At 68.2% G+C, this 13,896-nt stretch carries 11 protein-coding genes and 1 tRNA gene; 4 read left to right on the plus strand and 8 right to left on the minus strand.

Translation table 11 applies throughout. The annotated features are described in order from the left end of the window. Positions 1 to 11: 11 nt before the first annotated feature. The 5 genes from G6N23_RS15365 to G6N23_RS15385 all read right to left on the minus strand — a co-directional run bounded on the left by G6N23_RS15365 (position 12) and on the right by G6N23_RS15385 (position 5,356). Positions 12 to 1,076: a hypothetical protein gene (locus tag G6N23_RS15365; protein WP_085262518.1), complete on the minus strand. Its 1,065-nt coding sequence runs from the start codon at positions 1,074 to 1,076 to the stop codon at positions 12 to 14. 150 nt (positions 1,077 to 1,226) lie between these two features. Next, a complete protein-coding gene (locus G6N23_RS15370) occupies positions 1,227 to 2,573 on the minus strand; it encodes a hypothetical protein (RefSeq protein WP_085262519.1) in 1,347 nt (448 codons plus the stop codon). Between the two features lie 18 nt (positions 2,574 to 2,591). Beyond that, entirely contained in the window at positions 2,592 to 2,855 is a 264-nt protein-coding gene (locus tag G6N23_RS15375; RefSeq protein WP_085262520.1) for a protealysin inhibitor emfourin, read from the minus strand. A 17-nt stretch (positions 2,856 to 2,872) separates the two neighbouring features. Next, a complete protein-coding gene (locus tag G6N23_RS15380; protein WP_085262644.1) occupies positions 2,873 to 3,919 on the minus strand; it encodes a M4 family metallopeptidase in 1,047 nt (348 codons plus the stop codon). 123 nt (positions 3,920 to 4,042) lie between these two features. Then, entirely contained in the window at positions 4,043 to 5,356 is a 1,314-nt protein-coding gene (locus tag G6N23_RS15385) for a phospholipase D-like domain-containing protein (protein ID WP_085262521.1), read from the minus strand. 243 nt (positions 5,357 to 5,599) lie between these two features. Between G6N23_RS15385 and G6N23_RS15390 the strand changes: the two genes are divergently transcribed. Then, positions 5,600 to 6,106, plus strand: a complete 507-nt coding sequence (locus G6N23_RS15390; protein ID WP_157997512.1) for a LysM peptidoglycan-binding domain-containing protein — start codon at positions 5,600 to 5,602, stop codon at positions 6,104 to 6,106. A 25-nt stretch (positions 6,107 to 6,131) separates the two neighbouring features. Continuing rightward, on the plus strand, positions 6,132 to 6,779 hold the full coding sequence (locus G6N23_RS15395) for a LysM peptidoglycan-binding domain-containing protein (RefSeq protein WP_085262523.1): 648 nt from the start codon (positions 6,132 to 6,134) through the stop codon (positions 6,777 to 6,779). On the opposite strand, the gene G6N23_RS15400 is transcribed toward G6N23_RS15395, so the two are convergent. Genes G6N23_RS15400 through G6N23_RS15410 form a run of 3 tightly spaced genes read right to left on the minus strand, consistent with a single transcriptional unit; the run spans position 6,764 to position 12,074 of the window. Then, positions 6,764 to 7,756, minus strand: a complete 993-nt coding sequence (locus tag G6N23_RS15400; RefSeq protein WP_085262524.1) for a nucleoside triphosphate pyrophosphohydrolase — start codon at positions 7,754 to 7,756, stop codon at positions 6,764 to 6,766. The genes G6N23_RS15395 and G6N23_RS15400 overlap by 16 nt on opposite strands. Before the next feature lie 5 nt (positions 7,757 to 7,761). Next, a complete protein-coding gene (gene mfd, locus G6N23_RS15405) occupies positions 7,762 to 11,412 on the minus strand; it encodes a transcription-repair coupling factor (RefSeq protein ID WP_085262525.1) in 3,651 nt (1,216 codons plus the stop codon). A gap of 59 nt (positions 11,413 to 11,471) precedes the next feature. Further along, a complete protein-coding gene (locus G6N23_RS15410; RefSeq protein ID WP_085262526.1) occupies positions 11,472 to 12,074 on the minus strand; it encodes a TetR/AcrR family transcriptional regulator in 603 nt (200 codons plus the stop codon). Between the two features lie 85 nt (positions 12,075 to 12,159). Between G6N23_RS15410 and G6N23_RS15415 the strand changes: the two genes are divergently transcribed. Both G6N23_RS15415 and glmU read left to right on the plus strand, forming a co-directional pair. Next, a tRNA-Gln gene (locus G6N23_RS15415) sits at positions 12,160 to 12,231 on the plus strand. Positions 12,232 to 12,373: 142 nt separating this feature from the next. After that, positions 12,374 to 13,804, plus strand: coding sequence for a bifunctional UDP-N-acetylglucosamine diphosphorylase/glucosamine-1-phosphate N-acetyltransferase GlmU (glmU, locus tag G6N23_RS15420; protein ID WP_234808724.1), 1,431 nt, complete (start codon positions 12,374 to 12,376; stop codon positions 13,802 to 13,804). The last annotated feature ends 92 nt before the right edge of the window (positions 13,805 to 13,896 follow it).

Consider the following 13,896-nt stretch of genomic DNA (forward strand, 5'->3'; position numbering starts at 1 on the left):
GGCGCGGCGGCTCACGGCCCCTCCTGATCGGGACGGGACGCGCCGTTGCGGGGTTTGGCCGCGTCACGGTTCGGGGTGGGAATGCTGTCGAGCACATTCTGGGTTTGGATATCGATCAGCCTGGTGAAGGCTTGCTGCGAGCCGCCGAAGATCAGCGCGTACGCGACGAGCTGAGCTGTACCGGCGGCGGCGACGTCCGGGCCCAGGACACCGGCGCGCACCAGCAGCAATCCGGCCAACGCCGTCAGCGCGCCGCTCGGCAACTTCACCAGCAGCGAGGCCATCGGAACCGCGTATGGCGTTGACGAGCCACGCATTCGGCGAATCGCGACCGACCCCATCAGGCCGGCGCTGAACAGCCCGATGAGTTCCACCAGGAAGACGTCGCCGCCGGTCGGTGCCGATCCGCCGGTGGGACAGGTGGCCACCGTCGGATGGGCGGGAGCGCACAGCATGAACCAGCCCGGTGCGCACCAGCCGAGTAGGCCGATCCCGACAGCGAACAGCGTGAGCACGAGGGTGGCTCCGAAAAGGAGATTGCGAAAGCTGCGCGTCCGGACGTGTTCGTCGGCGCACGCCGCGTAGATCGCCCGCACGTTATGCGCGATGGGGCCGCGGTCCTCGTCGGTCAGGGCCGGTTTCGCGGCGTAGTGCCGCAGGTCGTCCAGGCGGGCATCGTGGGGTTTGAGGAGCAGGGCTGCGTGGGCGATGATATCGGGCAGTTTCGCGGCGACGGTGTTCGGCGGCGACAGGCGGGTGAGCGTGACTTCGACCGCATTGATGTGGGCCATCGCCCGCGCGACATCGACCCCCGTCCACGCGTATCGCAGTCCCGGGCGGCGTTCGACGATCGCGTTAGCAGCGCGCAGCCTGCCCTTCGCCTCGAGCAGCCGGCGTCGTTGGGCGGCGGACATCGCGCTTCCCAATTGATCGATCAGACAGTCGACTTCGACATCGAGCTCGACGATCCGGCTCTGCGCGTTTTCGCGCCAGGCGGCGTGCAGCCGTCGTTTCGCCGGCTGAATGGCCGACAGCCGTGTCGGCTCCGGATCGGTTCGGGCCGTACCGGCGTCCATCCAGCGGACGACTGTGTCGGTGTCCGTATTCGCACGTGTGCCAAGTGATCGGGTCATGGCGCTTATCCCTCCGGGCGGTGGGCGTCCACGTCCAGCATCTGCCTGGCTGCCGCCGGCCGGCACGAGTAGCGGCCTACCCGTCTTCCGTCGCTAACGCGCACCCGGGTGAACGTCGGCGTCCGACGGCACATACTCCGCCGAACTGCTAGCGATGGCGGTCGGATAGGCCTTGTCGATCTGGGTCATCGTGTCGAGGTGCCGGAACGGATCTTCGAGGCTTTCCCGGGTGCCGTAGAACGTCATCAGCACCGGCGTATCAGCTGCGGAGAACGGGGGTTCGACCATGACGAACACCCGCGAGATCGGATGGTCCGACACCAGGTCCGAAATTGCGCCTGTCGAGGCGAATTGACTCTCCATGCACAGCACGCCCGCTCTGACAACGCCCCAGTCGTGAACCTTCCCCGCCTCATCGAAGAACGCCATCGGGTCGCGCGCGAAAGAGATCTGGGGTGGGTAACAGGTACGGGTGTCCTTGAGCACCCGGTGGGTGACGAAAACCCCGCTCACCGAGAGGCGTGCCAACCGGACCTTGCGCGAGTCGATGTCGATCACCAGCTTGTACTCAGACGTCTCGCCGGGAGAGAGAAAAGCGCCCTCGTACGGGGCGGCGAACAGATTGGCGTAGAGCAGCTGAGCATCGGCGGGCAGATTGGGGGTTTCACGGTACTCCCCTCGCAGCGCGCGCCCCAGCGGAGACAGCCCGGCGAGCAGGTGTTCGGTGGTGGCCGGTTCTGCGGGTGTTCCGACGGGGTAGGCGATCACTCGTATCAATCCCGCATGTATCTCCGTCTGAACCGAACCACGGTTGTGCAGGGTCACTCTCGCCAACAGGTGGACGATCGGACCGGTCGAGCCCGTCGGCGACAGCTCAGTGCTGACGTCGAGGACCGGACGGGCGGAGCCGGGCAGGTACTCGGTCTGCATCCAGAACTGGGCGAGACCCACCAACGGGAACAGCGCGACAGCGACAGCTGCGCCCCGACTGAACGCACCGCGTGCGTATCGGCCCAGGTAGAGCACCCACAGCAGAGCGATACCGCCCATCGCCAACGCGATGCCCGTCACGCCCATCAGCTGACTCTGGGGGCTGCGCTGATCGACCATCCATACATAGACAGCAAGGCCCGCGACGAAGACCTGGCTCACCATCGCGGTCAGCGCGGCACCGCGGGATCCCTTGGCGATCTGAACCAATGCCAGCGCGCAGGTGATGCCGATTGCGCTCAACAGCGCCGTCCCGATCAGGTCCCACGCGGTGCTGGTCAGCGTGGCATTCCAAAACGCCAATCCGATGATGAGTGCGGCATCGGCGCCGACCCACCCGGCCAACAGGACGCGTAACGATCTGGGCACGCCGGCGAGATCGGCCGAGTGATCTCCGGCGGGCGCCTCGTGATCGTCGGCTTCACCGACGGGTCGTTCAAGGGTGATCATCGGTGCTCCTCGGGCGCGCTAGATCGTTTCTCGCACCAGGCTTGTCACCGACTGCGGTAACAGGCTTTCGGGTATCTCCCGGCGGGTCTCCCCCGCCGGCGTCCGGCGCGTCACCACATAGATGTAGCGATCAGCGCCGGAATCCCTCGGCAACGACGCCGTGCTGTCGATGAGGCGGTCCAGCTCGATCCGCGCGTCGGGGTTCAGCGCGTCGGCCCGAACCCGGCCGGACGCCGGCAAACCGGCCAGGCCGCCGCGCCGTTCGATGACGTATTCATTCATCGCCTGCCTCGCTTCAGCTACGCGATGCCGACCGCCTCCCATGCGGCGTCAATCGCACTGTATACAGCGGTATCCGCCGCAAACAAGGATTTGGCCGCGGACCGGGTCAGGTTGGCGAATGACTTCATCTTCATGTTGGGAGTGGCTTTGGGACTGGTGAGTGCCGCATACCACGCCTTGCCGGCCTTCTGCCACGACTGTCCGCCGATGGCCTTTGCGGCGAGGTAGAACGCGCGATTGGGTATGCCGCTGTTGGTGTGCGGATCGCCGCCCGGCACGTAGTCGCGGTAGTGCGCCGGCTGCCGGGACAGACAGTGCTGTGCGCCGGGATCGGCCATGTCGCGAAGGCAGGTGTAACCCTTCGCGGCGGCTTTCGGGCCGATGATGTCGGCTCCGATGAGCCAGTCGGCCTGGTCAACGGTCTGGTTCTTCCGCCACTGCCGGAACATGGTGCCGAACACGTCGGAAACGCTCTCGTTGAGGCCGCCTGCCTCGTTGGTGTAGTTCAGGCCCGCCGTGAACTGGGTGACGCCGTGGGTCAATTCGTGTCCGATCACGTCGGTCGACGCGGTGAAATCGACGAACACCTCGCCGTCGCCGTCGCCGTAGGTCATTTGGGTGCCGTTCCAGAAGGCGTTCGAGTAATGCACGTCGTAGTGGATCGACGACACCAGGGTCATGCCGGCGTTGTCGACCGAGTTGCGTCCGAAGCACTGGGCGTAGAAGTCGGCCACCGCCAGCGTCTCTTCGTAGGCGCGGCCGGCGGTCGCGTCCGACGACGAGTCCGGGTTGAGAACCGGGGCGCCGGGCAGCGACCGGGTGTTCTTACAGTTGAACACCGTCGCTTCCGGTTGCGACGCCAGCCTGTTGGCGATCACCCCACCGGTGGACAGCATGCCGGCCTGGGCGGCGCGGATCTGCGCGGTCCTGAGTTGACGCCACACCGGCTCGAGTGCACCGGTGTCCCGTAACGCTTGACGGGACCGGGCGGACAGGGATTTGTCGGCGGCGAGTTCCTCCAGCACATCCTTGGGAACGATGAAACAACCGCAGTATCCGTGCATGACACCCTCCTTCGTGTTCAGGCGCCCCGCTGTGGAGCGTTCATTGGTGGACATCACCCATGCTGGGCGCCGTCGCCGACTCGGGTCACGAGTAGCCGGCTACCCGAAACCGGGGCTGCCGCCTCACACTTCTTGGTAGTCAGCGGGTTCGACGCGGATGAACCCGCCGGCGCCGAGCGCGGCACGCGTCACCGGCGTCTCTCCGAGGCCCTGCTCGGGGCTGGTGAACGCACTGTCCCAGTCGGTCTCGAAGATCGCCTCGAAGTATTGCGCGATGCCCGGGTGCGGCACCCACAGCCCGGCCTCACGGTTCTTGGTGACCGCGGAATCGGACCAGTTCTGCGAGGACACCAACGCCGCCGCGCCGTCGATCACGATCATCTTGTTGTGACAGTGCACCAGCTGATCGGTGTTGATATAGCGGATATTGGCGTCCAGCTTGAGGTCGTAGTCCTCGGCGAGCACATCGAGGTTCTGGTGCTCGCGCGGCAGATCGCCCCGGTCGAAGAGCTTGCCGAGGACGATCCGCACATCCAAAGTCGGATGTTGTCGACGCGCAGCGGCGATGGCGTCCAGGAGGAGGCGCACACTCGGCTGGTCAGCCTTGATGTACTGCTGCTCGATGACGATGGATCTCGTTGCGGTTCGGATCAGGGCGGGTACGACGTCGAGGTAGTTGTCGGGGCTGAGCACCGGCTGAATAGTCAACGGGGCGTCGAGCTGGAACACGCGGCTGGGAAACAGTTTCGATGGGCGATGCGCCGGTGCTCGTTCCACCAGGATCATCGGCTGGTCCGGCGGCTCGCCGAGCGCCTGGCCGGCATCTGCGGTCACCCGGGCCATGTCTCGGGTCAGGATGCCGGTGAACAGCTCGGCCAGCTCCGGGGAGCGAATCGCCAGGCCCGCGTCTCGATTGCCGGTGCGGAACGCGGCCCCACCACTGCCGTCGGTTTCGTTGAGCGGAATGGAATTGCTGCTGTAGTTGCCGCTCTGCACCAGCGTCCATTCGTCGTCGATCACGATGACCTTCTCGTGCGAGGACGCGAAGACGTGGACGCTGGGATTGGCGCAGGACGGCGCGGATACGCCCACCACGCCCATATCGACGAGCTCGCCGAAAAGCCTTTTCTCGGCGGCACTGTCGATATCGAGCATGAGCGACACCCGGACGCCGCGGGCCAGCGCGTCGAGCACCAGCTGCTTCATGTGAGAGGCGGAGAAATCGTAGATTCCGATCAGGATCGACCGGGTGGCGGCGTCGAAGAGTCTCTTGGTCACCGCGTACGTGGAGTCCGGTGACGCGTAGGCGATGACATCGCTGCGCACGCTGACCGACGGGATGGAATCTTTGGTGTAGTTCGCCAGGTGGCACCGGCGGTCAGCCAGCGATACCGGGAAAGGCGCCGCGGCGCCTGCTGTTTCGATCCACATCGGCATGGCCGTGCCTCCCTCTGATCGCCCGGCCCCGGGACCGAGCGGTCGGCGGGTATCTCCGGTCGCAACCGATGCTCCACCCCGGCGGCGGGCCGTGGCACGAGTACCCGACTACCCGAAAACCGCCCGCGGTCCCGGTCGATGAAGGCCGGCGCGGGGCGGGAATGGAGTAGCCCACTACCCGTGCGCACCCGCGGGATCCGCTGCAGGATGGCAGTGTCCCTACCGGCGGAAAGGATTCCTGCCATGCTCGACATTCCGCGACTGGCGGTTCGCAGTCCGCAACCGTTCGACATCGTCGGCGACAGCTTCGTCCTGTGCGGGCTCGGGGGCGCGGTCGAAGGCGTCGTCGGGTCGGCGAGCTTGACCGACCGCAACGGCACCGTACTGGCCACCGTCGCGCCGATGTTCGTGCCGGACACCGGATTCGGTTACACCCTGTTCGACTTCCCGGTCAGCTACCCCGTGCCCGCGACCGCGGAGGGGATGCTGATCGTCCACTCGGACAACCCCAGCGGGCTGCCCGAGAACGACTTCACGGTGTCGGTGCCACTGACGTTCGGTCGCCCGCTGCTGGGCGAGCCATTCCACAGCTTCTCCCTGCACCGCGTCGTCTCCGGCGACACCCTGTTCACGATCGCGCAGGACCGCTACGGCGACGGCAACCTGTGGCAGCGGCTGTTCATCGCCAACCGAGACCGCATCGATGATCCCGACCTGATCCGGGTCGGGCAGGTACTGCGGATTCCCTAGCGTCCGATAGGAAGGAATAACAACCGTGAAGACCTACCAAGTCCAGCCGGGCGACACTCTGTTCGCCCTGGCCCGGCGCGAGTACGGCGACAGCACCTTGTACCCGGTGATCGCAAGGCAGAACCACCTCGCCAACCCGGACCTGATCTTGTCGGGACAAGAGCTGCTGATCCCCTACGTGACGTACCGGCACTTCGTCACCACGCCGGATTCCACCGCATCGCGCAAGGGGATCACCCAGCAGTATTACGGAACCGACGACACCAACGTGCAGTTGATCTGGGAGATCGTCAACGGCGTCGCCCAGCGGGAGATACAGCAGGGCAGCTGGCTGCACATCCCCGATCTGTCCGATGTGGGACACCACACGGTCGTGGACGGGGAGAGCCTGGCGGGGCTGGCCGCCCGGTGGTACGGCGACGATCACCTCGCGACGGTGATCGCGTTGGCGAACAACCTGCCCACCAACACCGAACCGACCCCGGGCCAGGTACTCATCGTCCCCGGGCTCAACCGGCGCCGCCACATCGCCGGGGACACCCTGGTGTCACTGTGCCGCGAGGAATACGGCGACGCCGATCTGGACACCCGGGCGTCGGTCGTCGCGGCCGCCAACCACATCAGCGAGCCGGCCGCGCTCTTCGCCAACCAGGTGATCTACTTCCCGTCCTGAGCCGGATCGGGCACCGCGGGCGGTTCGGGAGCCCCCTCGTCCGGCGCCGGCCAGTGGCGGCGCCACTCCTGCTCGCTGACCTCGCCCAGCGGAGCGGGATCGTCGAGGACATCGTTTCCGCCGCGCCGCTGCGCGGCGATCTTCGTCTCGACGGCGCGAATGGTGTCCATGAACTCCAGAACCGCTGTGCGCAAGTCGTTTTCCGCATCGACAGCGGCGGAGACGGTAACGGTGGTCACCGGGCCGGGGACCAGCTCGGCGGGCAGGCCGGCGCGTGCGGCGCGCTGCAGCACTTTCTGGGCCAACGCCAACGCCGGCTGGGCGGTCGACAGGTCGTCCATGATCGAGTTCCTGGAGCCCTTCTCCAGCGCTTTGCGTTCCTCCCACTGCGCCACCTGGTCTTCGAGTGAGATCTCCTCCCCGGCAAGAACCGCGGGCACCCGATTGCCGAGCTTGCGCAGCAGCGCGTCGGCGACGTCGTCGATGCCGAACGGGTGCTCGGGGGCGTCCTCGGCGATACGCGCGTGGAACAGCACCTGCAGCAGCACGTCGCCGAGCTCCTCGCGCAATTCCTCGGCATCCCCGCTGCGGACCGCGTCGAACAACTCGTAGGTCTCCTCGAGCAGGAACCGCCGCAGCGAATCGTGGGTCTGCTCGCTCTCCCACGGGCCGGCGGTGCGCAGCCGGTCCATGATCGCGACCGCGTCGATCAGCCGCTCCCCCGCCGGTGCGTCCGGTGCGGCGATCAGTGCCTCCCCGGCTGCCAGACGAGCGACCACGTCGGGATGGTTGCGGTCCGAGGACAGCAGCACCGGGACGTCGGTGCAGGGCCCGGAGAGCACCGATCGCGCGGCCGGCAGGGACCAGGGCACCGCGATGGGCAGCTCTTCGGTGTAGACGACCTCACCGGCCAGCAGCCCGAGAGCTTCAACCGGCACCAGCGACGGCCGGCGGGGGTCGACCAGGACGACGGTCATCGTGGTTACCGTACTGCGGGCACCGCGCCGGTGACGTCGATGAGGCCCCGCGGCTTGCCGTCCAGCGCCGAGATCAGATCGGCCACCATCTGGACCAGTTCGACGTCGCGGATGCGGGGCGCGCCGACACCACCGCCGGCCCGCGGTATCGGAACCTGCACGGTGGCCGTGGTGGCGCGGTAACTGGCGGACGGGTGCAGTCGCTTGAGCCGCAACTGGGCGGAGTCGGCCAGGGTGATCGGGGCCAGCCGCAGCGTTGTCGCCGACGCCGCCGAGACCTCGGTGATGCCCACTGCGCGGCACGACAGCCGCAGCCGGGCCACCGCGACCAGCCGGCCCGCCGGCTCGGGCAGCGGCCCGTAGCGGTCGGTCAGCTCGTCGACGACCGCGTTGATGGCGGCGTCGTCGAGGGCGCCGGCCAACCGCCGGTAGGCCTCCAGCCGCAGCCGGTCGGAGTTGATGTACTCCGGCGGCAGGTGAGCGTCGACGGGCAGGTCGATGCGGACGTCCTTGACCTCCTCGGTGGTGACCGTCTCGCCGTTGAACGCCGCTCGATAGGCCTCTACGGCCTCGCCGACCAACCGCACATACAGGTCGAACCCCACCCCGGCGACGTGCCCGGACTGCTCCACCCCCAACACGTTGCCGGCGCCGCGGATCTCCAGGTCCTTCATCGCCACCGCCATCCCGGCGCCGAGTTCGTTGTTCTGCGCAATGGTGGCCAGCCGATCGTGGGCGGTCTCGGTCAGCGGCGTGTCCCGTGGGTAGAGAAAGTAGGCGTAGCCGCGTTCGCGGCTGCGGCCCACCCGGCCCCGCAGCTGGTGCAGCTGGGAGAGCCCGAAGGTGTCGGCGCGCTCGACGATCAGCGTGTTGGCGTTGGAGATGTCCAGGCCGGTCTCGATGATCGTGGTGCACACCAGGATGTCGTACTCGCGGTTCCAGAAGCCCTGCACGGTGGTCTCCAGCAGTTCCTCGGGCATCTGGCCGTGCGCGACTGCGACCCGGGCCTCGGGCACCAGCGCGCGCACCCGGGCGGCGGCCGCGTCGATGGAGCTGACCCGGTTGTGCACGTAGAAGACCTGGCCGTCGCGCAGCAGTTCCCGGCGCAGGGCGGCCGCCACCTGCTTGTCGTCGTGGCCGCCGACGTAGGTCAGCACCGGGTAGCGGTCTTCGGGCGGGGTGAGGATCGTCGACATCTCCCGGATGCCGGCCAGACTCATCTCCAGGGTGCGCGGGATCGGGGTGGCACTCATGGTGAGCACATCGACGTGGGTGCGCAGCGCCTTGATGTGCTCCTTGTGCTCGACGCCGAACCGCTGCTCCTCGTCGACGATCACCAGGCCGAGGTCTTTCCAGCGCACCCCGGTCTGCAGCAGCCGATGGGTGCCGATCACCACGTCGACACCGCCGTCGGCCAGCCCGTCGATCACCGCTTTGGACTCGGCGGCGTCGGTGAACCGGGACAGGCCCTTGACGACGACCGGGAACCCGGCCATCCGGGTGGCGAACGTCTGCAGGTGCTGATCGGCCAGCAGCGTGGTGGGCACCAGCACCGCGACCTGCTTGCCGTCCTGGACGGCTTTGAACGCCGCCCGCACCGCGATCTCGGTCTTGCCGTAACCGACGTCGCCGCAGACCACCCGGTCCATCGGTACCGGTTTCTCCATGTCGGCCTTGACCTCGCTGATGGCGGTGAGCTGGTCGACGGTCTCGGTGAACCCGAACGCGTCCTCCATCTCGGCCTGCCACGGGGTGTCCGGGGCGAAGGCGTGTCCGGGTGCGGCCTGGCGCTTCGCGTAGAGCGCGACGAGTTCGTCGGCGATCTCCCGCACCGCCTTGCGGGCCTTGGTCTTGGTCTGGCTCCAGTCACTGCCGCCGAGCCTGCTCAGCGCGGGGGCCTGCCCGCCGACGTAGCGGGACAACTGGTCCAGGGAGTCCATCGGCACATAGAGCTTGTCGGTGTTGCCCGCGCTGCCCCGCCGGCCCGACGCGTATTCGAGCACCAGATATTCGCGCCGCGCCCCACCCACGGTGCGTTCGGTCATCTCCACGAACTTGCCGATGCCGTGCTGGTCGTGCACCACCAGGTCGCCGGCGGTCAGCGCCAGCGGGTCGACGGCGTTGCGGCGCTTGGCCGCCAGCCGCTTGCCCTCGGGTCCGGCGACCCGGTTGCCGGTCAGGTCGGTCTCGGTGACGATGACCAGGTTCGCGCCCGCGATCACCAGACCCTCGTGCAGGGGACCGGCCAGCACCCCGACCACGCCGGGCTTGGGTGCCGCGCCGGGCTCCAACAAGGTTGCCGCGGTGTCGGATTCGGCGAGCTGCTCCACCAGCCGTCTCGCCGTACCGACGCCGGGGGTCACGACCGCTGCCGCGCCGCCGGTCGCGGTGTGCGCGCGCAGCATGGCGAAGATCTCGTCGATATCGCGTTGCCGGCCGCGCGCCGACGGCGACGGGCGCACGTCGAGTTGGATCGCCGCCTCGTCGGAGAGCTGGCTCAACGTCCACCACGGATGTCCCGCGGCCGTCGCAGCCTCGGCAACCTCGTCGAGCTCACGGAATCCCGATCCACCCAGCTGCTCGATGTCGATCGGCGCGTCGCCGCCGATCGCCGCGACCGACCAGGACGCCTCCAGGAATTCGCGGCCGGTCTTGATCAGGTCCGCGCCGCGGGCGCGTACCTTCTCCGGATCGCAGACCAGCACCGGGGTGCGCGCGCCGAGCTGGTCGGTCAGCAGTGCCTGACGGCCGGGCCGCAGCACCGGGCCCAGCGCCTCCATGCCGTCGACCGGGATGCCCTCGGCGAGCTTGGCCAGCATGTCACCGACGGTGCCGGTGACGGCGTTGTCGTCGACGTGCGACCGGTCGTGTGCTTGTGCCGACAGCGCTGCGGCCCGGGCCCGCACGTCATCGGTGAGCAGCAGCTCCCGGCACGCCACCGCCACCACGGTGCCTGCCTCGATCTCGGGGATGGAGCGCTGGTCGGCCACCGAGAACGGCCGCATCTCGGTGATCTCGTCGCCCCAGAACTCGACGCGCACCGGGTGCTCGGCGGTCGGCGGGAAGACGTCGAGGATCCCGCCGCGCACCGCGAACTCGCCGCGTTTGCCGACCAGGTCCACCCGGGTGTAGGCCAGCTCGACCAGCCGGGCGATCACCGCCTCGAAGGGTGTCTCGTCGCCGACGGCCAGGATGACCGGTTCGATCGCCTCCAGCTCCGGGATCAACGGTTGCAGCAGCGAACGGGCCGTGGTCACCACCACACGCAGCGGCGGCCCCAGCCGGGCGTCGTCGGGCCGCGCCAGCCTGCGCAGCAGCAGCATCCGGGCCCCCACGGTGTCCACGCCGGGTGAGAGCCGCTCGTGCGGCAGCGTCTCCCAGGACGGGAACAGCGCCACCGTGTCGCCGTAGACCCCACGCAGTTCGCTGGTCAGATCGTCAGCCTCGTGGCCGGTGGCGGTGACCACCAGCAGCGCGCTGTTGCGGGCCAGCGCGGCGGCGGCGAAGGGCCGGGCCGCGGCCGGGCCGACCAGGTTGAGCTCGGCCGGCCGGTCACCGGCGTGCGCGATGAGATCGGCGAAGGTCGGCGCGCTCAGTGCGGCGTCGACGAGCCCCGCGATCGGGGTCTGGACAGGTGCGAGCCCCGTTGCGGTCATGATGCGGACAATTCTAGGCGGTGCTGGGCCGGGCGCCGATTTGCGTTGGGGTACATGCCTTATTCGTCGTGCAAGGCCGGATCGGCCTCCAGGTGCGACAGGCCGTTCCAGCACAGGTTGACCAGGTGCGCGGCCACCACTTCCTTCTTGGGTTCGCGCACATCCAGCCACCACTGGGCCGTCATCGACACCGAACCGACCAACGCCTGGGCATACAGCGGCGCGGTCTCGGGGTCCAGGCCGCGCCGGGAGAAATCGCCGGCCAGGATCGACGACACCTGGCCGATCGCATCGTTGAGCAGGGTGGAATAGCTGCCGGAGCTGATCGACGCCGGGGAATCGCGGATCAGGATCCGGAAACCGTCGGTGTGCTCGTCGACGTAGGTCAGCAGCGCCAGCGCGACCCGTTCGACCCGCAGCCTCGACTGATTGTTGGTGGATTTGGTCAGCGACGTGGTGATGCCGTCCAGCAACGCCGACATCTCCCGGTCGACCACCACGGCGTACAGCCCTTCCTTGCCGCCGAAATGCTCGTAGACCACCGGTTTGGACACATTGGCGCGCAGTGCGATCTCCTCGATGGAGGTGCCCTCGTAGCCCCGCTCGGCAAACAGCGACCGGGCGACCTCGATGAGTTGGTGACGGCGTTCGCTGCCGGTCATCCGGGCCCGCGGAGGCCTACCATCCCTGTCCAGAGCAGCCACGATACCCAGGATATCCAGTTCGGTAGAGTCTTCATGCACTCCATCCGTCGTGGTGTAATCGGCAGCACCTCTGATTTTGGTTCAGATAGTTCAGGTTCGAGTCCTGGCGACGGAGCTTCCCGATCCGGGTTTCTCTGCCCACCCTTTGCCGCGAGCGTGCCGAGAATGACAGGCTAGGCGGCGTGTCGACGGACAAACACGCACCCACGCGCCAGGAGGCCGCGGTCATAGTGCTGGCGGCCGGGGCCGGGACCCGGATGGTCTCCGACACCCCCAAGGTGCTGCACACCCTGGCCGGGCGCAGCATGCTGTCGCACTGCCTGCGCGCGGCCGCCGGAATCAACCCGCGCCACCTGGTGGTGGTGCTGGGCCACGCCCACGAACGCACCGCCGGTTCGGTCGCCGAGCTGGCGCAGACACTGGGCTGCCGCATCGACATCGCTCTGCAAGACGAGCAGCTCGGCACCGGGCACGCGGTGCTGTGCGGACTGTCGGCGCTGCCGGAGGACTTCGCGGGCGCCGTCGTCGTCACCTCCGGTGACATTCCGCTGCTGGACACCGCAACGCTGCAGGCGCTGGTCGACACCCACCGCAGCGCCCCGGCCGCGGTCACCCTGCTGACCACCACCCTGGCAGACCCCACCGGCTACGGACGCATCCTGCGGGAGCACGACGGCGCCCACAGCACGGTCACCGGGATCGTGGAACAGGCCGACGCCACCGAATCCCAGCGGGAGATCCGCGAGGTCAACGCCGGGGTGTACGCCTTCGACATCACGCCGCTGCGCTCGGCGCTGAGCCGGCTCGGCTCGGACAACGCCCAGCACGAGCTGTACCTCACCGACGTGATCGGCATCGTGCGCGGCGACGGCCAACCGGTGCGCGCCCGTCATGTCGACGACGCCGCCCTGGTGGCCGGCGTCAACGACCGGGTGCAGCTGGCCGCGTTGGCCGCCGAACTCAACCACCGGCTCATCGCCGCCCATCAGCGGGCCGGTGTCACCGTCGTCGACCCCGCCACCACCTGGATCGACGTGGACGTGACCATCGGGCGCGACACCACCGTCGCACCCGGAACCCAGCTGCTCGGCAACACCCGGATCGGCACGCACTGCGAGGTCGGGCCGGACAGCACCCTGACCGACGTCACGGTGGACGACGGCGCATCGGTGATCCGCAGCCACGCCGCCTCATCGTCGATCGGAGCCGGCGCCACGGTCGGGCCGTTCGCCTATCTGCGTCCCGGCACCACGCTGGGCGCCGACGCCAAGCTGGGGGCGTTCGTCGAGACCAAGAACTCCACCATCGGCACCGGGACCAAGGTTCCGCACCTGACCTACGTCGGCGACGCCGACATCGGCGAGCACTCCAACATCGGCGCCTCCAGCGTGTTCGTCAACTACGACGGCCAGACCAAGCGGCGGACCACGGTCGGCTCGCACGTCCGGACGGGCTCGGACACCATGTTCGTCGCGCCGGTCACCATCGGCGACGGCGCCTATACCGGCGCCGGCACCGTGGTGCGCGACGATGTGCCGCCGGGCGCGCTGGCGGTGTCGGCCGGCCCGCAACGCAACATCGAGAACTGGGTACAGCACAAGCGGCCCGGCACCCCGGCCGCCGAAGCGGCCGAGAAGGCCCGCGCGTCCGGCGGACCGGGCACGCATCAACCCGACGAGCCATCGTGATGTTGGTCGCGTTGAGGCAGCCCGAGGCGAAATCACACATCGGGCTACGTACCATAAGGCCCGAGTTAACTCGACCAATTTCCCAGATCTCC

The sequence above is a fragment of the Mycolicibacter terrae genome, from assembly GCF_010727125.1.
Taxonomy (GTDB): domain Bacteria; phylum Actinomycetota; class Actinomycetes; order Mycobacteriales; family Mycobacteriaceae; genus Mycobacterium; species Mycobacterium terrae.